This is a genomic window from Veillonella sp. Ser01, assembly GCF_053850375.1.
Genome location: NZ_JBSPUA010000001.1, coordinates 662,688 through 687,845 on the forward strand (window position 1 = coordinate 662,688; position 25,158 = coordinate 687,845).

General features: G+C 35.8%; 24 protein-coding genes. 2 read left to right on the forward strand and 22 right to left on the reverse strand.

What is annotated here, in order from left to right; translation table 11 throughout:
* Positions 1-41: 41 nt before the first annotated feature.
* The 9 genes from gmhA to ACWTVK_RS03195 form a co-directional block, all read right to left on the reverse strand.
* Positions 42-611: a D-sedoheptulose 7-phosphate isomerase gene (gene gmhA / locus ACWTVK_RS03155; RefSeq protein WP_060924703.1), complete on the reverse strand. Its 570-nt coding sequence runs from the start codon at positions 609-611 to the stop codon at positions 42-44.
* Entirely contained in the window at positions 611-1,537 is a 927-nt protein-coding gene (locus ACWTVK_RS03160) for a dipeptidase (protein WP_456045901.1), read from the reverse strand. The genes gmhA and ACWTVK_RS03160 overlap by 1 nt, the downstream gene beginning before the upstream one ends.
* A 25-nt stretch (positions 1,538-1,562) precedes the next feature.
* Positions 1,563-2,039, reverse strand: coding sequence for a transcriptional regulator NrdR (gene nrdR / locus ACWTVK_RS03165; RefSeq protein ID WP_119209008.1), 477 nt, complete (start codon positions 2,037-2,039; stop codon positions 1,563-1,565).
* 198 nt (positions 2,040-2,237) lie between these two features.
* On the reverse strand, positions 2,238-5,684 hold the full coding sequence (locus ACWTVK_RS03170; protein ID WP_456045902.1) for a pyruvate carboxylase: 3,447 nt from the start codon (positions 5,682-5,684) through the stop codon (positions 2,238-2,240).
* A gap of 285 nt (positions 5,685-5,969) precedes the next feature.
* Complete coding sequence (locus ACWTVK_RS03175; RefSeq protein WP_456045903.1) at positions 5,970-7,316, reverse strand: M18 family aminopeptidase; 1,347 nt, start codon at positions 7,314-7,316, stop codon at positions 5,970-5,972.
* A gap of 234 nt (positions 7,317-7,550) precedes the next feature.
* Positions 7,551-8,951 carry an anion permease gene (locus tag ACWTVK_RS03180; protein ID WP_456045904.1) on the reverse strand — a complete coding sequence of 467 codons (1,401 nt, stop codon included), beginning with the start codon at positions 8,949-8,951 and terminating at the stop codon, positions 7,551-7,553.
* 137 nt (positions 8,952-9,088) lie between these two features.
* Positions 9,089-9,922 carry an Mrp/NBP35 family ATP-binding protein gene (locus tag ACWTVK_RS03185; protein ID WP_009350926.1) on the reverse strand — a complete coding sequence of 278 codons (834 nt, stop codon included), beginning with the start codon at positions 9,920-9,922 and terminating at the stop codon, positions 9,089-9,091.
* Positions 9,923-10,045: 123 nt separating this feature from the next.
* Positions 10,046-11,239, reverse strand: a complete 1,194-nt coding sequence (locus ACWTVK_RS03190) for an aminotransferase-like domain-containing protein (protein ID WP_456045905.1) — start codon at positions 11,237-11,239, stop codon at positions 10,046-10,048.
* Positions 11,240-11,291: 52 nt separating this feature from the next.
* Positions 11,292-12,029, reverse strand: a complete 738-nt coding sequence (locus ACWTVK_RS03195; protein WP_005386912.1) for a TVP38/TMEM64 family protein — start codon at positions 12,027-12,029, stop codon at positions 11,292-11,294.
* Positions 12,030-12,307: 278 nt separating this feature from the next.
* On the opposite strand from ACWTVK_RS03195, the gene ACWTVK_RS03200 reads away from it, so the two are divergent.
* A complete protein-coding gene (locus ACWTVK_RS03200; protein WP_456045906.1) occupies positions 12,308-12,700 on the forward strand; it encodes a thioesterase family protein in 393 nt (130 codons plus the stop codon).
* A 159-nt stretch (positions 12,701-12,859) separates the two neighbouring features.
* Here the strand turns inward: ACWTVK_RS03200 and ACWTVK_RS03205 are convergent, their stop codons facing one another.
* Entirely contained in the window at positions 12,860-13,882 is a 1,023-nt protein-coding gene (locus ACWTVK_RS03205; protein WP_456045907.1) for a branched-chain amino acid aminotransferase, read from the reverse strand.
* Between the two features lie 87 nt (positions 13,883-13,969).
* Positions 13,970-15,160: a hypothetical protein gene (locus ACWTVK_RS03210; RefSeq protein WP_456045908.1), complete on the reverse strand. Its 1,191-nt coding sequence runs from the start codon at positions 15,158-15,160 to the stop codon at positions 13,970-13,972.
* Between the two features lie 158 nt (positions 15,161-15,318).
* Here ACWTVK_RS03210 and ACWTVK_RS03215 point away from each other — a divergent pair, with 158 nt between their 5' ends.
* Entirely contained in the window at positions 15,319-15,984 is a 666-nt protein-coding gene (locus tag ACWTVK_RS03215) for a fumarylacetoacetate hydrolase family protein (RefSeq protein WP_456045909.1), read from the forward strand.
* Between the two features lie 201 nt (positions 15,985-16,185).
* Here ACWTVK_RS03215 and ACWTVK_RS03220 read toward each other — a convergent pair whose 3' ends face one another.
* From ACWTVK_RS03220 to ACWTVK_RS03270, 11 genes are all read right to left on the reverse strand, one after another.
* The gene (locus ACWTVK_RS03220) at positions 16,186-16,683 is read right to left on the reverse strand and encodes a methylated-DNA--[protein]-cysteine S-methyltransferase (RefSeq protein ID WP_456045910.1); all 498 of its coding nucleotides are present in this window, start codon (positions 16,681-16,683) and stop codon (positions 16,186-16,188) included.
* A gap of 102 nt (positions 16,684-16,785) precedes the next feature.
* On the reverse strand, positions 16,786-17,565 hold the full coding sequence (locus ACWTVK_RS03225) for a protein-ADP-ribose hydrolase (protein ID WP_456045911.1): 780 nt from the start codon (positions 17,563-17,565) through the stop codon (positions 16,786-16,788).
* 111 nt (positions 17,566-17,676) lie between these two features.
* On the reverse strand, positions 17,677-18,444 hold the full coding sequence (locus ACWTVK_RS03230; RefSeq protein ID WP_456045912.1) for a putative quinol monooxygenase: 768 nt from the start codon (positions 18,442-18,444) through the stop codon (positions 17,677-17,679).
* Between the two features lie 21 nt (positions 18,445-18,465).
* Positions 18,466-18,951 carry a prolyl-tRNA synthetase associated domain-containing protein gene (locus tag ACWTVK_RS03235; protein ID WP_456045913.1) on the reverse strand — a complete coding sequence of 162 codons (486 nt, stop codon included), beginning with the start codon at positions 18,949-18,951 and terminating at the stop codon, positions 18,466-18,468.
* 78 nt (positions 18,952-19,029) lie between these two features.
* Complete coding sequence (locus ACWTVK_RS03240; protein ID WP_456045914.1) at positions 19,030-20,046, reverse strand: DMP19 family protein; 1,017 nt, start codon at positions 20,044-20,046, stop codon at positions 19,030-19,032.
* Between the two features lie 147 nt (positions 20,047-20,193).
* The gene (locus ACWTVK_RS03245; RefSeq protein WP_456045915.1) at positions 20,194-20,772 is read right to left on the reverse strand and encodes a hypothetical protein; all 579 of its coding nucleotides are present in this window, start codon (positions 20,770-20,772) and stop codon (positions 20,194-20,196) included.
* A gap of 120 nt (positions 20,773-20,892) precedes the next feature.
* Entirely contained in the window at positions 20,893-21,258 is a 366-nt protein-coding gene (locus tag ACWTVK_RS03250; RefSeq protein WP_233188263.1) for a hypothetical protein, read from the reverse strand.
* A 178-nt stretch (positions 21,259-21,436) separates the two neighbouring features.
* Positions 21,437-22,963: an SMI1/KNR4 family protein gene (locus ACWTVK_RS03255; RefSeq protein WP_456045916.1), complete on the reverse strand. Its 1,527-nt coding sequence runs from the start codon at positions 22,961-22,963 to the stop codon at positions 21,437-21,439.
* 30 nt (positions 22,964-22,993) lie between these two features.
* Positions 22,994-23,464: a glycosyl transferase family 4 gene (locus ACWTVK_RS03260; RefSeq protein WP_456045917.1), complete on the reverse strand. Its 471-nt coding sequence runs from the start codon at positions 23,462-23,464 to the stop codon at positions 22,994-22,996.
* A 138-nt stretch (positions 23,465-23,602) separates the two neighbouring features.
* Complete coding sequence (locus tag ACWTVK_RS03265) at positions 23,603-24,022, reverse strand: bacteriocin (protein WP_456045918.1); 420 nt, start codon at positions 24,020-24,022, stop codon at positions 23,603-23,605.
* Positions 24,023-24,050: 28 nt separating this feature from the next.
* Complete coding sequence (locus tag ACWTVK_RS03270) at positions 24,051-25,112, reverse strand: ankyrin repeat domain-containing protein (protein WP_456045919.1); 1,062 nt, start codon at positions 25,110-25,112, stop codon at positions 24,051-24,053.
* Positions 25,113-25,158 lie beyond the last annotated feature (46 nt).

Consider the following 25,158-nt stretch of genomic DNA (forward strand, 5'->3'; position numbering starts at 1 on the left):
GGTTTCAAACATGTATCTATTTATAAATATGACCGTAACGGTTAATAATCTTCTTCAATGATTTCGCACATTATATGACCTGCTAGAATGTGCATTTCTTGAATACGAGCTGTCACATTGCTTGGAATAGCTAATGTAATATCACATAATTCAGCTAGTTTTCCACCGCCTTCACCTGTGAAAGCTATGGTGTGCATGCCGATAGAACGGGCCATTTCTGCAGCTTTTACAACATTCTTGGAGTTCCCAGATGTAGAAATTCCAATGAGAACATCACCTGTACGGCCTAAGCCCTCTACTTGACGTGCAAAAACAGATTCAAAATCATAGTCATTTGCAATAGCTGTTAATGCAGATGTATCAGTAGTCAATGCAATACCTGCAAGAGAGCGTCGTTCCTTTTTAAAGCGACAAATCAATTCAGCTGCTAAATGTTGAGAATCAGCAGCAGAACCACCATTCCCACAGAACAAAATTTTATTGCCATTCTCTAAAGCCGCCTTACAGCGATATGCAATCTCTTGAATGGTATCCATATGCTCCATTGTCTTACCAAAGACTTCCAAATGCTCGGTAAAACGATCTGCAATGATTGGATTTAAATCAGTCATTATAAAATCTCCTTTAACAGTCTATCTGCATTTTTCCAGAATAATTTTTCACATTGTTCCACAGATAAACCAGCTTCTTTAAATGCATCGTATAATCGATACATTTCAGAAGTGTCTTTAATTTCTGTATCCGGCTTAATACCATCAAAATCGGTTCCTAATGCAACTACATCCTCCCCGCCTTTATTAATGAGATATAAGCCATGCTTTACGATATCTTCTATGCGACTAACGGGTGATGTTCCTAAGAAGGATTGAGCAAAATTAAGTCCAATGACTCCACCTTTATTGGCTATGAGTTGAATTAATTTATCAGGCAAGTTTCTAGTATGAGCAGTAACTTCGCGTGCATTGGAATGTGATGCTACAAAAGGTACATCTAATATGTCACCTAATTGCTCTGTACCTGCATCATTAAGATGAGAGCAGTCAACGATTATCCCTAAATCTTGCATAGCCTCTACAAATTCAACGCCTTTCGGTGTTAATTTTTTATGCTGCTCACCACAATGTGGCTCCCCCAGTCCATTTGGATAATTCCAGGTAAGCGTAATAAGTCGAACCCCATCTTGATAAGCTTGTTTAAGTTTATCTAAGTCACCACCTAGTACGCCGCCCTCTTCAATAGACATGAGAGCTCCAATCTTACCAGTTTCATATACAGACTCTACATCTTGATAAGAGAGCACATGCTGAATGTGCTCTCCATAGTGATGAATTTGTGATGTACATAAATTACGCATCGCTTCATAACGACCATAAGGGTCATTTGTATCACCAAGATTGATAAATAATGCAAAATCCTGCACCTTGCTGTGAGCCTTTTGTAATTTTTCTATATCGATTTTCCAAGTATTACGATACAAATCTCCATTACTAGGATAATCTATTAATTTCATAATCGTATCGCAGTGTAAATCTATCATAAAGCCTCACATATACTATTAGTAATTAACCACGTTTTGGTTTTTTAGCATCTAATTTTTTTAATGCTTTCAGTTCTTCCATAAAGCTGTCAATATTATCAAACTTACGATATACGCTGGCAAATCGAACGTATGCAACTTGGTCAATATCTTTTAATTGTTGCAATACAAGTTCACCTATACGATCAGTAGTTACCTCTTGGTTGATTTCATTACGAATATCGCGCTCTACATCATTCACTACTTGTTCCATCACAGACATTGGTACGGTACGTTTATCACAAGAGCGCAATAGACCATTTAATAATTTACCGCGATCAAATAATTCACGACGTCCGTTTTTCTTTAATACCATAAGTGGTACTTCTTCTATAATTTCATAGGTAGTAAAGCGACGGCCACAATTGATACATTCGCGGCGACGGCGAATACTATTACCTTCATCAGTCGTTCTAGAGTCTGTTACCTTCGTGTCTGTGTGTTGGCAATAAGGACATCTCATCTGTTACTACTCCTTTTTTAATAATCACTCTAAAATAGTGCATAATACGTCCATTTTCTCTACTATATATAGTACCATGAAAGCCTTTAAAATACAAAGAATCCCTAGGATTTCCTAGGGATTCTTCCATTATTCTAGAGCATTTTATGTTATGAAATACTTTAGAAATAATATTTTTAATTTTATCTACTATTCTAACTATCGTTTAGGAGCATCTTCAACGCGAAGCAAGCAGTCGCCAGATTCGATGCGGCTACCTTCACGAACTAGGATTTCTTCTACGATACCATCGATAGGAGCAGTAATTGTAGTTTCCATCTTCATCGCTTCTGTAACGATCAATGGCTCACCTTTAACTACAGATTGACCATTTTTAACGAGAATCTTAACAACGGAACCAGACAATGTAGCACCAATTTCACCAGGGTTAGATTCATCCGCTTTACGACGAACAACGCCAGTAGTCTTAGCATGTTTATCATGAACTTTAATACCACGAGGTTGACCATTGAACTCGAACAATACGATACGGTTACCATCTTCATCTGGTTCAGATAAGCCATTCATTTTGATGATAAGTGTTTTACCTTTTTCGATAGTTACTTGAATTTCTTCGCCCCGTTTCATACCGAAGAAGAATGTTGGAGTATCAAGTACAGATACATCGCCAAAGTCTTTTACAAATTTATTGTAATCTTGGTAAACCTTAGGGTACAAGCAGTATGCACTGATATCTTCATCAGTTGTTTGAGCACCCATTTCACTCAATTCATTGCGAACATGTTCAAAGTCTTTTGGAGGCAATACTGCACCTGGACGAACTGTGATTGGTTTTGCACCTTTCAAGATAATTTTTTGTAACTCTTCAGGGAATCCTTGGTACGGAGTGCCAAGACGACCTTCAAAGAATTCAACTACGGATTGAGGGAAGTCTAATACATCGCCCTTTTCGTAAATATCTTTTTCAGTCAAATTATTTTGTACCATGTACAAGGTCATATCACCTACAACTTTAGAGGATGGCGTTACTTTAATGATATCACCAAACATCATGTTTACTTGGTGGTACATTTTCTTAATATCAGCCCAACGATCACCAAGGCCTACCATCTTAGCTTGTTGTTGCAAGTTGGAATATTGACCACCTGGCATTTCATGTTGATATACTTCAGTGTTAGGATATGCTTCTGCTTTATCTACACCTTTGTAGTAAGGACGAATGCTGCCAAAGTAATGCGACATTTCTTCCATGTAATCAATGTTCATTTCAGGTTGACGGTCATGTCCACTCAATGCATAGTACATGGAGTTCATGCTAGGTTGAGATGTACCATTAGCAAATGCAGAGTATGCTAAGTCGATAACGTCTACACCAGCATCTACAGCGCGACCATAGGAATAGATAGCATTGCCAGAACCTTCATGTGTATGCAAATGAATCGGTACAGTAACAGCATCTTTTAAAGCAGATACAAGATTATAAGCAGCTTGAGGTTTCAATAAACCAGCCATATCTTTGATAGCAATAATATTAGCACCCGCTTTTTCAAGCTCTTTAGCCATATTTACATAGTAGTCTAAATTGTATTTAGGACGGTTGCTATCAAGAATATCCCCTGTATAGCACAATGCTACTTCAGCAATTTTGTTTTGTGCACGAACTTCATCAATAGCTACATGCATATTATCAAGGCTATTTAAGCTATCGAATACACGGAATACATCAATACCATTAGCAGCAGCACGTTGGATAAATTGACGAACTACATTATCTGGATAAGATGTGTAACCTACAGCATTAGCGCCACGAATAAGCATTTGAAGTAATGTATTAGGCACTTCGCGACGGAACATACGTAAGCGTTCCCATGGATCTTCATGTAAGAAACGATAGGATACGTCGAATGTAGCACCGCCCCAACATTCCAAGGAGAATAAGTTAGGAACACCTTTTGCAGCACGACCAGCTACGCGTGCCATATCAATGGTACGTAAACGTGTAGCAAATAAGGATTGGTGAGCATCACGCCATGTTGTATCTGTAAAGAATACTTGTTTTTGATCAGATAACCATTTACTGAAGCCTTCTGGTCCTAATTCATCAAATTTTTGTTTTGTACCAGCTGCTGGAGATACATCTAAATCAGATGGCATTTGAATTGGTTCAAAATCAGGTACCACTTGAGGACCTGCACCAGAGTAACCATTGATTGTTACGTCAGCAATGTAACGTAATAATTTAGTACCACGATCGCGGTCTGGTTTTAATTCAAACAATTCTGGATGGTCTTCAATGAAGTTAACAGTGTAGTTACCGCTTTGGAATTCAGGATTTTCAAGAACGTTAATCAAGAAGTGAATATTAGTTTTAACGCCACGAATACGGAATTCTTTTAAACAACGAAGCATTTTACGAATAGTTTCTTCGTTGTTAGGACCGAATGCAGTCGCTTTTACAAGCAAGGAATCATAGTAAGGTGTTACTACAGCACCTGTGAAAGCATTACCAGAGTCTAAGCGGATACCAAAGCCACCGGAGCTACGATATGCCAAGATTTTACCTGTATCAGGCATGAAGTTATTTTTAGGGTCTTCTGTAGTGATACGACATTGGATTGCAGTACCTTTACAAGGAACTTCATCTTGTGCTGGAATACCTACTTCTGGGCTATGTAAGTCATAACCTTCAGCAATACGGATTTGAGAATGAACGATATCAATATCTGTAATCATTTCTGTTACAGTATGTTCTACTTGGATACGAGGGTTAACTTCGATGAAATAGAAGGAGCCATCAGCAGTTACCAAGAATTCTACAGTACCCGCATTAACGTAGCCAACATTTTTCATGATTTTTACAGCTGCATCACATACGGCTTTACGAGTTTCCAATGGCAATGCAAAAGCTGGAGCCATTTCAACAACCTTTTGGTGACGACGTTGTACAGAGCAATCACGTTCATGTAAATGAACTACATTACCATGTTCATCACCTAAGATTTGTACTTCAATATGTTTAGGTTCAACAATAAGTTTTTCTACATATACATCATCATCGCCAAAGGCAGCTTTCGCTTCAGATTTAGCGCGATCATATGCATCACGAAGATCTTCTTTACGATGAACCTCACGCATACCACGGCCGCCACCGCCATTTACGGCTTTGATCATCAATGGGAAACCATGAGTATTTGCAAATTCTTCTAATTGTTCAAAATCACGCAATGCCCCATCAGAACCTGGAATCATTGGGATATCTGCCAATTTAGCTTGTGCACGAGCATTAACCTTATCGCCGAACATATTTAAATGTTCTACATGAGGTCCGATAAAGATGATACCTTCTTCAGCACAACGACGAGCGAACTCTTCGTTTTCAGACAAGAAACCATAACCTGGGTGGATAGCATCAATATCATGTTCTTTTGCAATACGGATAATATCTTCAATATCAAGATATGCTTCAACTGGTTTTTTACCTTCCCCTACGAGATAGGCTTCGTCAGCTTGGTTACGGTGCAAGGATAATGTATCCTCTTTGGAGTAAATGGCTACAGTTTTAATGCCCATTTCATTACATGCACGGAACACGCGGATTGCGATCTCACCACGGTTGGCAACCAATACGGATTTAATTTTTCTCATGTATTGCCTCCTACTAGCTTCCACTAATGTGAACTATCAGCTTTCAATTTTATTAATATATGAATATTTCCTATACTTATAGTCAAAACAATATATTTGGATAGCTCATCATTTTTTATGATGAGCATTATATTCATAATTACATATAACTATTATACAATATTTTCTACATATTTAAAGGATTATATTAATTACGAAATCATAAAATACATTAGTTGCTGTACATGACAAAAACTCATATGTCTTTTATCGATGCACATCGAACTAATTCTATATTCTACGTTATTAATCACCTAAGAAATGATTCATTAATCGATTGAGTTGTTCTTGATCATTTGCACCCATTAATTCCCGTGCAGAATGCATCGCTAATAATGGTAAGCCCACATCCATTGTTCTAATCGGTAACATAGCAGATGAAATAGACCCAACTGTAGATCCACCAGGTATATCAGAACGATTTACATAAATTTGATACTCTGCACCTGCTTCTTCACAAAGTCCCTTAACTATAGCAATTGCTCTTGCATCACCTGCATAGGATTGGCTACATGCTATTTTAAGAGCCACCCCTTTATTAAGTGTAGGAATATTAGTGATATCATTTTTTTCAGGATAGTTTGGATGTAAACCATGTGCTACATCGGAGGAAATCATAAATCCTTTTGAAATGAAACTATCCATCTCTTGATTAGAATATCCTAATGCATCATATACTCGTTTAATAAGGTTTGGTAAAAGCATACCTGCTCCGCCCTGTTTAGTACGACTCCCTACTTCTTCATTATCAAAGAGAATAGCACAACGTACACCATCAGCATTAGCCTTACGAGCCTGAATAATTCCTGAAAGTACACCAAAGCAAGATGTTAAATTATCTAAACGAGGCGCACTTATAAAATCGCCTTCAGTCCCTAATACACAGCCTTGTTCTGTTGGGTATAATGTCATTTCATAAGATAAAATTTCAGATGGATCACAGTTGACTTCATCAGCCAAGAACGTAGTCCATTCATCGTATTGAATATTAGACTCTGGGAATAGACTTGGATTGTTGCTATCATTTAAAGATGTGCGAGAATTCTCCTTATCCTTACGATCCATCATCAATATAGGAAGCATTTCCTTTTGGCGATTCAATTTAACACCATCATTAACGGAACGGTTCATATGTATAGCTAAGTTTGGAACGATTGCAATAGGACGTTTTGTATCAACCAATACAGAGTCTACATCAAAAGCATTATCACCTTTTAATACGACTGTACCCGCAGCCCCTAAAGGACGATCAAGCCATGTATTTTCAATGAGACCACCGTACATTTCCACATTTAACTTGGTATAACCTTTTACTGATGTAATAGGATTTGGTTTAACCCGAATTGCAGGAAAGTCCGTATGCGCTGAAGCAATACGTAATGTAGGTTCTGGTTTCTTTCCTATATGAAAGGCAAACAAAGTAGTACCAAACACATTAACTACATAAGAACCAGAGTCTAATTGCCACTCATCATCTAAATTAAGTTCTGTAAAACCTGAGTCCAATAACATTTGTAAACTTGTATCTACTGTATGATACGGAGATGTACAAGCACCAATATATTTCAATAACTGTTCATTATCAAATTTCATAGATTCCTCCTATGTAAAATAATGATGCTATTCGTATATTCACAATGAATAGTTCATTTACGTATAATTTTACAACATATACATTAATAATATATTAACTGCTCTTATTTTATCACAAAAAAGCCGCCCCAAGTGGGACGGCTTTCCGTATATTTTGTAACCACACTATAATCAAACTATGACATACATAGTTTTTAATGTATTACAAGTATATAAAATTCTGAGTATCTAGTCTTACCACATACCAATCAATTTCATCCATACGGAACCAAGGCCCATAAAGATAATTAAGTTGATTACGGATGCGAAGAAACCTAATTTCCACCATGTATTTTGAGGAACATAACCAGTATTGAAGATTACAGGAGATGGACCTGCTGCATAGTGAGTCAAAGACATACACAAGTTAGATGTGAATGCAATCATCAACAATGTCAACATTGGTGGTGCACCTGCAGAGATAGCAATTGCAGAAAATGCTACGAACATTGCAGAAATATGTGCAGTTAAAGATGCAAATACATAGTGGGAATATGTATTAATAAGTACAGCTATAACGAAGGCAATAATCCATGATCCTTCTGGAATATAACCGCCTACAAGTACTGTTGCCCATTTGATGAAGCCCAATTTGGACAAGAAACCGGCAAAGCCCATTAATGTACCCATCCAAACTAATGTATCCCAAGCACCTTTTTCACTTTTAACATCGTCCCAAACAAGAACGCTTGTAGCAAGCAAAATGGAAATGCCTAAGAATGCAACAGTTGTAGCATCAATTTTAGTGAACTGAGAAGTAGCCCATAATACTAAAGCTAAAACAAATACGCCTAGCATAACCCATTCTTGGAAGGACATTTTACCAAGGCCTTTTAACTCTTCTTTAATCATTTGTTGTGCTTCGCGAGCATCTGTAATTTCAGGTGGATATACTTTGTAAATAAAGTACGGCATAATGATCAATGCAATAATACCTGGCACGATGGCAGCCATAGCCCAATCACCCCATGTGATACCAATACCAAAAGATTGAAGCGCCAATGCTGCAACCAATGTGTTACCAGCCATGGATGTTTGGAACATAGCAGATGTAATTGTATTAACTTGATAAATAGATTGCATCAAGAAGGAACCAATTTTACGAGGACCATCTTGAGGTTCAGAACCGAACGCTTTTGCCAAGCTTGTAGTAATTGGCATGATAACACCACCTACACGAGCTGTATTAGATGGAGTTGCTGGAGCCAAAATTAAATCAGATAATGCTAATGCATAAGCCAAACGTAAGGAGCTACTACCAAAAGCAGCAATCAAATTATACGCAATACGTTTCCCCAAACCAGTTTTGATAAAGCCACGAGAGAATAAGAACGCACCTACGATTAACCAAATAGCAGAGTTAGCAAAACCAGAGATAGCCTCACCGATTTTCAAAGTACCAGTCAAAGCTGCCACAGTAATTACAACGATAGATACGCCACCAATTGGTAATGGCTGAGTAATAAAGCCTACGATTGTAGCTACAAAGATGGCGAATAAATGCCAAGATTGAGGAGTTAGCCCCTCTGGCGTTGGAATAAACCAAAGGCCTAACCCGAAGGCCGCTGGAATAATCCAGTTTAATAGTTTTTTCATACACATACCTCCTACATAGGAAAAAACAAAAATATATTTACATCCTCTTATCATAATATAATATATTACAACATAAAAAGAAATCAGAAAAAGCTGTGCATCACTAGGTATGCACAGCTTTCATCATCATATAAATCCTACTCTGGTAGAGATACGTTCTCTAAATTTGTTTTTTCGATAGACTCAATATCACCTTGGTCGCATAGATTTGCAATTGTTGGATCAATTGGTAAACGGTTTAACAATAATAGACCGTATTTTTGAAGGATTTCTTCAATGTGGCTTTCACCAAAGATTTGGTAATCCTTACCGTTATCTGGGCAATGGAAGTAAGAGTAGTTTTCCACTACACCAATAATAGGCACTTGCATTAAATCAGCCATTTTTACTGCTTTTTCAACAATCATGGATACCAAGTCTTGAGGAGATGTAACGATGATAATACCATCCAATTTCAAGGATTGGTAAACTGTAATCGCTACGTCACCTGTTCCTGGTGGCATATCAACGAATAAATAATCGATGTCTTTCCAAATTACATCTGTATAAAATTGTTTTACAACATTGCCTAAAATAGGACCACGCCATAAAACTGGATCTGTATCGTTTTCTAAAAGAAGGTTAACAGACATAACGTCAATACCGCCTTTAGATTTTACAGGATACATGCCAATTTCGTCAGCATATGCTTTTTCCTTGATGCCGAACATCTTAGGAATTGAAGGACCTGTAATATCCGCATCGAGGATACCTACTTTGTAACCTTTACGCGCCATAGTAATGGCCATCAAGCTTGTAACGGAGGATTTACCTACGCCACCTTTACCAGATACTACGCCGATTACATGTTTAACAGAACTAAGCTCATGTAATTGAGCTGTAAGATCTTGAGGTTGTTGAGGAGCGCCGCCACCGCAACCAGAGGATTGAGATGGGCATCCGCCACAATCACTGCTGCTACCGCAACCCATAGTAAACACCTACTTTCTTTGAGGAACTACCTCACATCTATATGTAAAACCTTTTGTTTATATGGTAAATACAATGTATCTACTGTTACATTGTATCATGTCATATCAAACTTTATCAATATATTACTCACCACAGAATTCTTTAGTTAAAGCTCCAAGAATTTCCATGCCTTTTGTAATTTCTTCTACTGTTGGTACTGTATAGCTCAAACGGAATGCATGACCTTCTCCTGCTCCATCAGCTGCAAAGGCACCACACTTAATAATCCCTATATTTCTGTCCATACATGCTTCGAAGAATTCATCACAATTTACATCCTCAGGCATCGTCATCCATGCGAACATACCACCAGTAGGCTGTGTTAACTTAACCTTAGAGCTTGCATACTTGTTAAAAGCATTTAACAAGGCATCACATTTTGTTTTATAAACTTTACGTACATTTTCTAAATGTGCGTCGTAATCGATTGTATCGAGCACTTTAGCTGCCACTTTTTGCGTAACTAATGGCATTTGCCCTGCTGTATTATTTTTTAATGCTTGAATAGCTTCAATAACTTTAGCTGGGCCAAATAAGAAACCTACACGCAAACCAGCAGATAATGTCTTTGAATACGAACCTGCATAGAGAACACGATTTTCTGTATCAAAGGATTTAAATGTTGGAATGTACTCGCCAGCAAAGCGAATCTCACCGTATGGATCATCTTCATAGATAAACAAATCATATTTAGACGCAATGGCGTAAATTTCTTTACGGCGTTCCAACGGCATTGTAATACCTGTTGGGTTTTGGAAGTTAGGAATGAGATAAATATATTTACCTTTACCAGATTGAGCCGCTTTTTCTAATTCGCTTGGAATCATGCCGTGCTCATCTGTTTTAATACCTAATGCTTTACCACCCATGTTTCGAACGGAATTAATAGCACTAGTGAAAGTAAACTCATCCATGTACACTTCATCGCCTGGTTCTAATACAGTAATCGGTACAAGACCTAACAATTGACCAGCCCCATTAGAGATAATTAGGCCTTGACCTTCTGGGTTCATCTTATGTGTTTTTACTAAACGTTCCAATGTAAGCTCTGCTAGACGTGCATCACCTTGCATAGGACCATATTGTAAAAGACTCATAGGATTGGAGTGAACCACTTCGTCAAAAGCCTTTTCAATAACTTCTACAGGAATCGCTTCTGGCGCCGGATTACCGATACCAAAGCTGATAAAACCTTCTACGCCTACACCACGTTCAAAAACTTCACGAATAAAATTAGGACCTTTTAGGGTTACCCGTTCAGGAAGAGAAAAGCTCATACTATCGCCTCTTTCATATATACTAAATTGAATAAGATTTAATTAGAGATTGTTAAGCATTAGGATCGTGCTCTTGCTCAGCATTTTTCTTATTGATGTAGTTCTTATATACTTTCCAAAGAATGAAATATACAATACCTGCAACAACTACGATGATTCCTAATCGCCCCATATTCTCTTGGAAATTTACGATATCTGTACCGATAGCTACTTCAAGCGCTGTAGATGGGAATTTACCGATTAAATTCGCTAAGATATAGTCTCTCGGTTTGATTTTACTAATGGCACCAAGTGCTGTGATCACACCAGATGGAAAATATGGTAAGGATCTGGCAAATAACATGACCACAAAACCATTTTTACCGGAAAAATCATCTACTTTCATCAATACTGTACTCTTAGCAATAAGCTTATCTGCTGTATCACGTAAAAAGTAACGCATAATATAAAAGCTAATGACCACGCCAATCGTTTCTGCAAGCCAAGAAATAATTATGCCTGGCCACATGCCGAATACGAGACCGTTTGCGGTAGATATAAAGATAGATGGTAGAAAACCAACAGCATTAACAAAAATATCAAGGAGCATACTGACAACCATGGCCATTGGGCCAAAGCCTTGAATATACTCTGCTATTTCATCCATGGATCCACTTGTAGCTAAATGCCACATGGTAGGATAAAATGTAGGATCTACTATATTGATGGCAATTAATAGAATGACAAAACCAATGCCTGCTATTAACTGTACCCAACCTTCACCAGAAGGCTTTAATTTTTTTGTACTCATATATACCTCGTTTTATAAAAAACTAGTTCCATTATATCACGGATTCTATAGAACTGTTATACGTAAGAACCTAAACATTCTATTTATCTAATTACTACCAGTTAAAAATATTAGGATTATAAGTTATATAGGCTAGTTTTATAGATACTACCAGTTAAAAATAATTACTTTTAACTGGTAGTATCTATAAAATATGTATAATAGCATTAGCATAAAAATTATCGAAAGATGTATAATACTATTATAACGAGAATATTCTTAATGAAAGAAGGTATATTATGGTATCAGCAGGTCAAACAGCTACAGCGACTGTAACAGTTACAGAATCTAATATTGCTAAAACAATGAAATCCGGTTCTTTAGAGGTCTTTGCCACACCAGCTATGTGTGCATTAATGGAAGAAGCAGCACAAGCAGCAGTACAACCATATTTAGAAGATGGCGAAGGCACTGTAGGTATCGCTCTATCCATTACTCATGAGGCCCCTACTCCACTTGGTGCAATAGTAACTGCTAAAGCTACAGTTAGTGCTGTAGAAGGACGTAAAATAACCTTTGATATTGAAGCATCTGACGGCGTTGGTATCATTGGTCGTGGAACTCATGAACGATTTGTTATTAATAACGAAAAATTTATGGCTAAAGTAGTAAGTCGTGCAAAATCTAACTAATAACAAGTTTTACTAATTAGTCTATAACTAATTGTACAATACCCTAATTTTTAATTTAACATAATAAAATAAGACAAAAAATGGCATCTATCCAACGATAGATGCCATTTCTATTTACATGTTAAATTATATAATCTACTAGATTAATCTATTAAAAGATTAGCAAATTTTAACTACCCAGCCTTCAGGAGCTTCAATTTCACCATGTTGAATGCCAAGTAATGTATCATATAATTTTTTAGTGATAGGACCCATATCATCCATACCAGCCGGTACATTAATCGTGCCTTCTGGAGTATCGATTTGACCTACTGGAGAAATAACAGCTGCTGTACCACAAAGACCCATTTCAGCAAAGTCTTTTAATTCATCTTTATGAACAGGGCGATGCTCTACAGTCATACCAAGGTAATGTTCTGCTACATACATCAAAGAACGACGTGTAATGGATGGCAAAATACTATCGGATTTAGGCGTTACTAATTTACCATCTTTAGTGATGAAGATAAAGTTCGCACCACCAGTTTCTTCTACATGTGTACGAGTAGCCGCATCAAGGTACATGTTTTCTGCATAACCTTTGTTATGAGCATCAGTGATAGCATACAAACTCATAGCATAATTCAAACCAGCTTTAATATGACCAGTACCATGAGGAGCTGCACGATCAAAATCAGTGATACGAATTTTGATTGGTTTAGCGCCACCTTTGAAGTAAGGGCCTACTGGTGTAGTAAATACACGGAATTGATATTCATCTGCAGGTTTTACACCGATAACGGAGTTTGTACCCATCATGTATGGACGAATATAAAGGCTTGCACCATGACCATAAGGAGGAACAAAGTCTTTGTTTGCTTTTACAACTTCTTTTACAGCTTCAAGGAAACGACCTTCAGGTAATGTAGGCATTACAAGGCGTTCACAAGATTGATTCAAACGAACTGCATTCAAATCTGGACGGAAGCATACGATGTGACCATCTTTAGTGTAGTATGCTTTCAAACCTTCAAAGACAGTTTGAGCGTATTGGAATACACCAGCACATTCATTAAGAACAACGTTAGCATCAGTAATTAATCCGCCTTCGTCCCATTTACCATCTTTATATGTAGTTAAATAACGGTAGTCGGTTTCTACATAACCAAAACCGAGATTATCCCAATCGATATTCTTGCTCATAACAATAACCTCCATGCTTATTAATATACTTATAATCTTAACACTATGAGCAAGTTATTTCAACATATTCTATAGAGTTTATGATTATTAATCACATAAGAAGTCTGTATCTTTATCGATAATAAACTTAGTTCGATATAAATCATAAGGTACATTTGAACAAGTATGATATGTAACTGATTCGACGCGACCACTACGGACCTCATTATTTGAGCCAAAAGGTACTTTTACAAGATCTCCTTCTCGAACATCATTTCTATCCGTCCGATAGTAAAATTCTTTATCAAACTTAAAAATATAAACAGAACAATAGGTATAGATTTTTTTGTCTGACTCTTTAGTGGATGGTAAAAATTCTTGCAATAATCTATCGTCTATATAAACACTCATAAAACCAATCAAACTTTTATACCACGATGGTATATATCGATCAGTTAAATTTCCTATATAATGAGTATCCTCTTTATGAGTCCATTTAATCCTAACTGTTACAATGCCCCCACGTGCGGGACATTTATCAAACTGATTACTTTCACCAAGAGTAAAGATATCCAAATCATATAATGTATCCCCTATGTGAAAGTTAATATCTTTTTGCAACTGATGAATCATTTTTCCATCTACATACTCACTTTGACTATTACTAGAGTGTTTAAATTGGTGACTCTTACCGTCAATAGAGATAGAAGATGTATTCCAATCAAAGCTTAAACTGTTAACATCCCCATATTCTTCATATATATTTTTACGCACTTCAATATGAATTTGTTGAATCTTGTCTATTTCACGATGGCCATCAAATAAGAGCAATCTATTAGCACCTATTATTTGACGTATCAATATAGACAAAGCCGTCATTTCATTAGCAAAAGAAAACTCATAGATAAACTCTTGATTATCATTGTTCATTAGCTTGACACTAACATTACAATCAGCTTTATCCTCTTGAAAAAATACACAATCAGAAAATCTAGAGCCTATAAGGTTTAAAATATAATTTCTATCAGATTCACTAATTGAGTACTCCTCAGTAGCAACAGAGTCTATCTTCCCCTCATCGGCTTCTATTATATTCTCCCATTTGATACTATATACAACCTTAACGGTATCCTTAATAGAAATATGTTGTATCTCTTCAATATAATAATCTTTACGATTTAACTTCACTTCCTTTGGAACGCCATCTGGTAAATCACCATACCAACTACCTGTACTTATAATGTTACAGGACGCTACGGAACCTATAAATTCATCTGTCATATTTCTATGCATGTACATAGGATATCCCCCTTTTATTACTTTTTTTTAATATAACAAATAGGATGTGACAAAAATGCCTCTATATAATTATTCCGTCAACAATATTCTTTACATACCTATTTATATTATAATTAGCTTAAGATATATATGTCCCATCTCTTAAGGAGGTATCTCTCATGAAAGAATCTACTAACCGTACCCTAATTTCCAATTCGAAAAGTATCATTTGTATTGGTTTAAATTATGCAGATCATATTGCAGAAACTAGTCTTGCTACTCATGATTTTCCAGAAATCTTTATGAAAACTTCTAATGCCCTAGCAGGTAATCACGATACGATTACTATTGAAGACGAATCCTTCCATTATGATTACGAAGGTGAACTGGTACTCATCATCGGAAAATCTGGTAAAAATATTCCTCGAGAAAAAGCTATGGATCATATCTTAGGATATACCGTTGGCAACGACGTATCTGCGCGTACATTACAATTTAGAGGCTCCCAATGGATACTCGGTAAATCGTTAGATAATTTTGCCCCTATTGGCCCTACTATTATTCCTCCACATGCATTTGATTTTGAAAGCGCCACTATTACGACCACTGTAAATGGCGAAGTACGTCAACAAGCCAAACTAGAACAAATGATTTTTAAACCTTATGACATTATTACCTTTTTATCGTCTTATATGACACTCCAGGAAGGTGACATCATATTTACAGGTACACCTAGTGGTGTGGTATTAGGTAAAAATGAAAGCAAATACTCTTGGTTAAAACCAGGGGATACAGTTAGTGTTTCAATAAGCGGTATCGGAACCTTAGAAAACAAATTTATTTAAAATAGATACTTTATTAAAGTTCTGTATTTTGCTCATATTCTAATTATTACCTTATCTATTTACTTTACAATTAAATATAAATAGCCACAAAAAAGAGATTACCTATATATATCTAACTATACATAAGAGTAATCTCTTTTCTTATTTTTACTTTGTTATTAATTTGTTTGTTATTATCTATAGTTTATATTAACTACTACATTATTTATGCTTCGCCTCTAGGTCTAGCATATATTTCTTTCGTTCAATGCCCCCTGCATAGCCTGTCAATTTACCATTACTACCGATAACACGATGACAAGGAATAATGATCGAAATAGGATTATGACCTACAGCACCTCCTACTGCTTGGGCAGACATCGTATCTGTTCCTTGCTGTTTTGCAATCTCTTTACCTATATCTCCATATGTTGTAGTTTCACCATAAGGTATGGTTTGTAATATAGACCATACAGACTTACGGAACTCTGTCCCCTCTAACTGAATCGGTGGTGCAATAAAAGGCTTTTTACCATTAAAGTATTGGTCTAGCCACATAATGGTTACTTCAAATGGACCTGTTAGTTGCTCTATATACTCCGCATCATCATAACTTGGTGCATAATCTTCATCAATAAAAAACAAATCTGTTAAGTATGATAATGTACCAAGCATAATCATAGTTCCTAATGGGCTTTCATAGGTGTATTTATAATTCATAGTACATTATCTCCTTCTTAAACTAACAAATCATTCATAACCTTTTGTATGTCATTATTAAATGATACAGTATTTTTATGAATTTCAAAAGGAGTATATTATTTATCCCAATAATTTGTTGTAGATATCATAATCTATATCCTTAAATACATTAAATACCACTTGTATTTTACTATTTGTTTCTTTTAAATATGTTCGTACCGTATCTATGGCAATCTGTGCTGCTTCTTCATTAGGGAATCTAAATTCACCAGTAGAAATACAACAGAATGCAATGGAGCGTAAGTTATAAGCATTAGCTAACTTTAAACAGGATTGATAGCAAGAAGCTAATTCAATTCTTTCCTTATCTGTCACACCTTCATAAATAATAGGACCTACCGTATGAATTACATGCTTTGCCGGCAAATTATACCCATAGGTCATACGAGCCGCACCCGTTTTTTCAGGCATCTCCATATACTCAGTCATTCTAGCACATTCCATACGAAGCTCTATACCAGCAAAGGTATGGATTTCATTATCGATACACTTGTGATTTGGAGCAAAACATCCGAGCAATTTATTATTGGCTGCATTTACAATGGCATCTACAGATAATCGAGTAATATCTCCTTGCCACAAATAAATCTGAGGCTCTCGCTCTTCCATATCATTAATGGTTACGATTCCCTTTTCATGGGCCAATATATTTAAATATTCAGACTCTATCTTCATCCATTCAAGAGACATACCACCTGCAGGACGAATATTACATAAAGATCTAAAGAGAGTAAATTGCTCTTCTTCGCTCACAGGAATTTCTAAATGTTCGTTATTCCTCTCTTTGTATTCTGCTACTAAGCCTTCAAGTAAATAGCGTAACCGTTCTTGCTGTGTCATATGTAACTCCTTTTAGTATAAACTATACTTTCACTTATTATATAACAAAAAACTGCTAGCACATTTGTATATGCTAGCAGTAACTTTACTGGAATTATATCTTATTTAGTTTTAAGGTCTTACAAATGCTTGCCCCCCATGGTTGACGAGAACATCCCCATCTAAAACCTTTGTGGTAACATTTTGTAGACTACCTTGTATTTGGCTCATCATGAAGCGATAGCCAGGACTATTCAAATGTTTTGTTAAAGCTTCTTGATTACTATAAATTTGAATCACATACCAATGATTTTTTGCATTTCTTTCACGAAGCACATAACCGGCCTTATAACCCGCATCATCCCGTACGGCCCGTTCAATATCGAGTTGGTATTGACGTTGTACTGTGTCGATATCATTACTATTAACAGTAAACTCTGTTAATGTCACTACAGCTTTACCATCATTGACCATAGATAAAGCATCTTTTTTCTCATACAATAGTACAGACTGTACGTCGTACATTTTACGGTTTGTTAATTTAGCACCTACTTCATTAACAAAGGCTTGATAATGATTAGATTTGCGATGTGTTTCAATGGCAGCTAAATCTTTATAAATCTCTACTACATAAGACTCGGATGGATTACCTTTTACATGGGCTACATTCATAGATAATGTATTAGGCTCTTTTTCCATAGATGCTGTTAGATTGGCAACGCTTGCACTATTATATATGCCCTGTAACTCTGTAGGCACTTGATATCGATACATGCCTACACTAGGTGCTGTATCTAACCCTTCATCACGTTCCATAACAAGCGCTGCAAAGGATGTACTAACACCTAATACAGCAATCGCAGAGGTTACAAGAATACGTTTTAATAATTTTCTATTCATACATACTCCAGTTCGACTAAATTACAATGTAATATATTCTACTATTGTACCATGTTCTTCAATTAATTTAACTAAGTCTTTTCCTTGTAGCCATACGGTAGCATCATTTTGATTTGGATGTATACCAATTAGATTATCTTTATAATCCGCATCAATATAATAATGAACCTTATGCTCTTCATCGTGGAGCAAGCAGAATGGAGATACGTGACCTGGTTTAATCTTTAAAATATCCCATAGCTCTTCTTCGGAACCAAAGGAAATCTTTTTAAGCTTATGATCCTTACGGAACTGTTTTAGATCTACACGCTTAGAACCACGAACAGTAATCAAATAATAATGTTCACGTTTATGGTCTCGAATGAATAAATTCTTTGCATCCCACTCAGGATATGGCAACTCTACATTGGGCTTATCATCCATACTAAATAACGGTGCGTGATCCGTAATTTCAAAATCGATATGATGGTCACGTAGGCAATCATATACGCCTTGTTTATCTAACATGTAATACCTCTAATATAATTTGGTGAAAGTAAACATCATAGTGAAAGCAACTATATATGTGTTAATTATACACCAATCTTATTCTGAGACTGTATAGGTTCCATCAAATACAAATAATTCAGGATGTTCATGTACAAATACATCTTCAAAGATGCCTTCATATTCATAGACTACATCGTCTTTTTTATCGAGGAAATCAAATATTTCATCGTCCCAATCTTTTAAAATGGTCCATCGTTCTTCTCTATCAAATGGAACAGAACCGCCAAAGTAATCGATTACTGATTGTAAATTATCTGCTAGTATATCCATCTTGAAGAGGCGTAACCCTGCAAGAGCATCTTCCCATACAATACCTGTAGAGTTATAGAAGAACTGATGATGCCCACCATTATTAACCTCAGCAAAATACCAACATATAGCGTTAAGATATCGCTGCTCAATAGTGAAGCCTTTTGCAGAGTCTAAATAGTCATCATAGGAACCATAAATATTGATAGTCCAATAGGCAGGCTCATTTATAGTCCACATATCATCGGTAGCTAAAATTTCTTCTACAGTAATCGTTCGTTGACGAGGTACTCCTTCTCTTTTCTTCTTTTTTTCTGCTATATACTTGCTATAGTTTAAGCATAAATCAGGATAGTCAACCTCACACGTTTCAAAATCCATTTGTAGACGGCACATGTCCATGACTTCAAAGCAGTATTCTCTTATATCATTCCGACCTTCCTTAGTAGCTAATTGTACACCATTATCTACTAAAGCTAACATCTGTTGCATGTTCTCTGATGTATAAGCCTCACGATTAGAAGAAACCATAGAACCATAGGAGTACGCACAGCGATAATACCATACTGCATCTCTATGTATTTTGTCTATAGCCTTAAATACTTTAATAGCTTCTTCCGGTTTATCGTTATTGTTATACGCTCTACCAAGCTCACCTAATAAAGGCGCAGATAAGTTATCGATGCCAACCCCCGTCAATACATCGATAATAATGTCCTCTTGACCGATATCATTAAGGTCTTTAATCGTTTGTAACTGTTCAGCATCAGATAAAGATAAAAATTGTTCAACACTCATAGACATACAATACACGTCCCCTCATATCATTAATATGTATATGAACTCATCTTATCATAATAATAACAAACAACACAAAACAATAAGTTACAGATTTTAAAATAATAGTTTATAACAAAATAGTCTATAACCAAAACAGCTATTTACTATTTACTAGCTACCAAGCCATACAACAAATACAGGAGTACCTTCATCATTATCGTCGACATCATCGGCGTCGTCAGCGTCGAATTCGTGATCATCATAGGCTAGATTTTCAAAGAATACATGATCACCGAGCTCTTTATTAGCCAATGCGTTATGTATCTTGAAAAGAATCTCTTCAGTAGTAAAATACTGGCCATTATCTGCTTTGAAGCGAGCATAGATTTCTACTTGCCACATGCCGTCTTCTTTATCGTATTCTTCTAATTCATCGTCTTCGTATAAGTACTCATTAGGGTGAAGCTGACTTTTACTTTCAATCCAAGCTTCATAGCTTACAAGAATTTCAGGCTCTACTAATGGCGGTAATGTATCAGGGTTAACATTATGCTCTTCTAGACATTCATAAAACTCCTTATCGAACTCTTCTCTAGTATAGGTAGTTTTATTAAAAACCCAAGGAATGCCCTTAAACTCATGATAGTAACCTTCATATATTTTATTACCATCTTTATCAGTACCGAGATATTCAATCTGCTCAGTATTCTCATCCTTGTTAAACATTTTTTTTATGGCATTAAAAATCATAAGATAATCCTCCTTGTAATCCTTTGAACTAATAGAGGTTAATACATACTCTACTACTTCACATCACTAAACTAATCTATGTATCTAAAGTAGCTCTTTTGCCATTTTTATGACAATATATCAGCCATCAATAGCAAAGTAATTTAAATCTTCAAACTCGTCGTCCCAAAATTCAAAGCAAAATATATGAGTATAATCAAAGGTTTGTTCACAATAGGTTACAGTACCTAGCTCTGGTTCAATCTTAGGGACACCTATCCGTTCTTTCACATCATCTATAGTAATGGATTCATCATACATTTCTTGAATGTCTTCAAGCATGAAAGCTGCAATTTTATCAATATTTTTATGATAATTTTTTGCCAAGACTTTTACAGTATCTAAATAATCACCCGATGGTTTCTCATCCCAACAGAATTCTATACCTTCACAAAGAAGTCTATATTCACAATATTTCTCATCATATATGAGTTCATTTTCTATCATAGGCATCCTCTCTCTCTTTACAATGCTTTGATTTCAAAAATACTAAAATTCTTTCTCAATATTTTACACGAAGGCTATATAAAATAACGTAGCCCAAAGCACAAAAGTATATACTTTCTAAGTATATAGTAAAAGCCCTTCGCATAAGCGAAGGGCTGATCTATTATTTCTCTATTAATTAGCTACCACAGCATATATAGAATACAGGTATACCATCTTCGTTATCTATAAGCCCATAACCTTCACATTCATGGCCTTCGTATTCAATACCTTCAAAGAATACGTGATCACCCAGCTCTTTATTAGCCATTAGATTATGCAATTTAAAGAGCAACTCTTCTCTTGTAAAATATGTACCATTATCCGCTACGAGATGAGCCATGATTTCTACTTGCCACATACCATCTTCTTTATCGTCTTCAAGTAGTTCTTCATCGGATACACGTTCATTATCAAAGAGTTGGTCTACACTTTCAATCCAAGCTTCATAGGTTACTAGAATTTCCGGTTCTTCTAATCTATCGTCGTCTGCTTCATCATCTACATATTTCTCTACTTCTTTATTGTATTCTTTAGAAAACTCTTCTCTGCTATATGTTTGCTTATTAAATACCCAATGTACTACATCATATGTAGGATACTTATCTTCTTCGCATTCATTAATATCTCCAGTAACTTTACCTTCCGTAGTAACTTTATCGTCTATAGTATCTTTGCTATTTTTCTTATCAAAGACATTCTTAATAGTTTCATATACCAAAGGATAATCCACCTTGTACTCTTTTGGCTTAATTTTAAATAGGTGATATTTTACCACTTCACAGCACCAAACAAGCTGTTTATCTAAATGGGCTTCTTTCGTCATTTTTATGCCTGTTTCTATTAATTGTAATGCCTTCTGTACATGTTCAGATTCATAGCTTTTACCATACCCTAGCATCCCATGAGCATAGCCACAACGATAATACCAAGACCAATCGCGATGTGCCTCATCGATACGTTCAAATAAATCAATAGCCTCTGCTGCGCGGCCAGTATTGTTATACATACGTCCTAAGGCGCTTAACAATGTAGGCGACAAATTATCAATGCCTATGTTAGTTAATAACTCCATCGCACGCTTGAAATCGATACCCTCTTGTTCATTAAGGAGCTTAACCTTTTCCACATCACTTAAAGATTGAAACTCTTCATCTGTAATCTCTTCTATACTGAAATATAAGTTCTTAATAAAGTCACCAAAGTTATCTGCTAACAGAGTAATTGAGTAATCACCCTCTTGGTCTACACGAACTACCTTAGGTTCACCGGTTGGACCGCACTCACGATAATCGAGGAAAATCATGTCGTGACCGCCGGAAATTGTATCGGCTACAACGATACCGATAGGGGGATATTTTACTTTTGAAATCCAAAATTCATTACCCATCTCACCTAAAAGAGAGTATTTTTTATCTCTATCGATGCCATATATTCCTGTTATATATACACAATCGTCATCATCGTTAATAAAACAATTCTTATTTACTACACCACCATTATGGTTTTTAAGTAGCTCTATATATGCTGTAGGCAATGTATAACCTAGTTCAGCTTCAGCATTCTTAATATCCTCATCCATAACAGGTTTACCTATATAGGACTCAAATGCATAATCGGTGTCTTTCCAAAATCCAGTCCAATTGAAATCTTTTAGATTACTCATGATACTCTCTCCTAGCCAAATAGATATAATTTAACCACATTTTATGTCATCAATAGAATATTTTTTTATTAAAGCTTTCACCTCTCGCCGTATTAAAATGGTATCTATAATATAGGAAAAAATGATATAAGGAGATACGTTAATAATCCCGACAGGGGCCAATATAAGGGCTGCCCACAATAAATTCAGTGAATACGCATACCACTTAAAATCAATGGTATTTAAAAATGGTATAACATAGTCAATAACTCTTACTTCCCATTGCATTAATGGGTTCAATTCCTCACTTGTGCCTAATAGCCAAGTGAAAGTAAGGGCAAATATCAAACCATATACTATGCCAACAGGAATCAATATCTTCGCTCTCTTTTTTAAAAGATCACGGCAAATCTCATCTTCTTCCTCTGGTGTTACATCGTATACCATATTACATTCTATCTGAATCCGTCTAAATCGATAGCGAATATACTTATACAAACGGTTATTCGGTGTATATAGCATAGTAGTCTCCGCATATAAGTCAAAATAGCTAAATCATTAAGAATATATCATCCATCTACAGCAAAGTAGTGCAAATCTTTAAATTCATCATCCCAAAATGTAAAGGAAAAAATGTGCGTATCATCAAAGATTACATAATTAGTCATTTTCAGAATCCTTTATATAGCTTTCCATCTTCGGTCTTAAATCTAGTACAATTTTCCAACTATCTAATGCTGGCACCTTATGATGAGCAATAAAATCTTCTATAATCTGTAATACCTCTTGATGGCCCAGCTCATTTTTACCGTATATGATGGCGCCTCGATCACCATCATTAGTTACACTAAGCTCTATATGTAATAAATCGGTATCTTGATCACTACAAACCTGTACAAAGTTATATAGTTTATTATCTATGGAGATTGCCTTTGATGGAGAAATAACTACAAAGTCTTGCTCTTGATCCTCAATAGCATACAGATTTTGTTCAACTTCATTCAGTGTAATACCTTCATATTTATAAGTTCCTACATCAATGGACCAATCCGTATATGTTTTCTCAAATGTATCTGTCATATATATTGCCTCTCCTTTACGATATACATTAAAATAAGGTTTCTAATTGACCTGACATATCCGCCATAAATTCATCAAATTTACAAAGTTCTCGTAACTCTTGATGTTCTATATCATAACAAGAAATCTTTTTACTTTTAGGGTCCCATACAATTTGCCACTCATTATACTCGCCTAGTTCTTTAGATAAACGCAATAGATTACGGCGACCTAATTTAAACGGAATCGTATCAATAAGTGGGAAGAACTCTATAGATATAAAATCAGAGTCTGGCAATTCAAAATAGAGAGTATCTCCCTCTAAAAACGATACTAACGCTTTTGGTAGTTTAAATGGCTTTAACTGATCCAATTTATTCTGTATATCATGGAACTCAGCAGGCTCTAAGGATTTAAAATACTCGCCCATTTCTATATCGCCTTTTTCAATAGCAATGCTATAAGGGCGCATACCATCCTTTTCCGTGATAGTCACATCAGCACCATGTTCTACCAAGTATTTGCACATCTGTAAATCCACATAACGAGCTGCTACACACAATGGGGTTGGCTTAAAGGGATATACAGAATCAGGCTTATTGTAATTAATATCTACACCGTTATGAATAAAGAAATCTAGAACCTCATAATTTCTATCTGTAATAATATTTCTGAAAGCTTTACCGCCATATTTCTGCACACTATGACCTAAGTCATGAATGATTTGTAGGTTCTCATATTTCTTGCCATATAAGGCAGCTTGAAAGGCATCTACTTTCACACGGTTCAAGGCGTGAACATTAGCACCATGAGTCACAACATAGTCAATAATCTCTTTATTACCATACCGTACAGCTAATAAGAAACTTGGATTTTCTTCATCATTAAGATCAGCGCCATTCTCCACTAACCATTGAATACTTGGCAAGCAACACATAACAAGAGCTAATTCTAAAGGTGTATGCTCACTATACTCACCAATTTCTATAGGTATATTAATATCCCAACCATTGGCTAATGCATTTTCTAAAGCCCTAATATTTCCTGTTACAATATCTGTTACGATGTGAGGCACAGATTCAAACGTACCTAAGTCTTTTATCTGTATCATGTCTCTCTCCCATGAACTATATTTTTAAAATGATTATCACTAATTA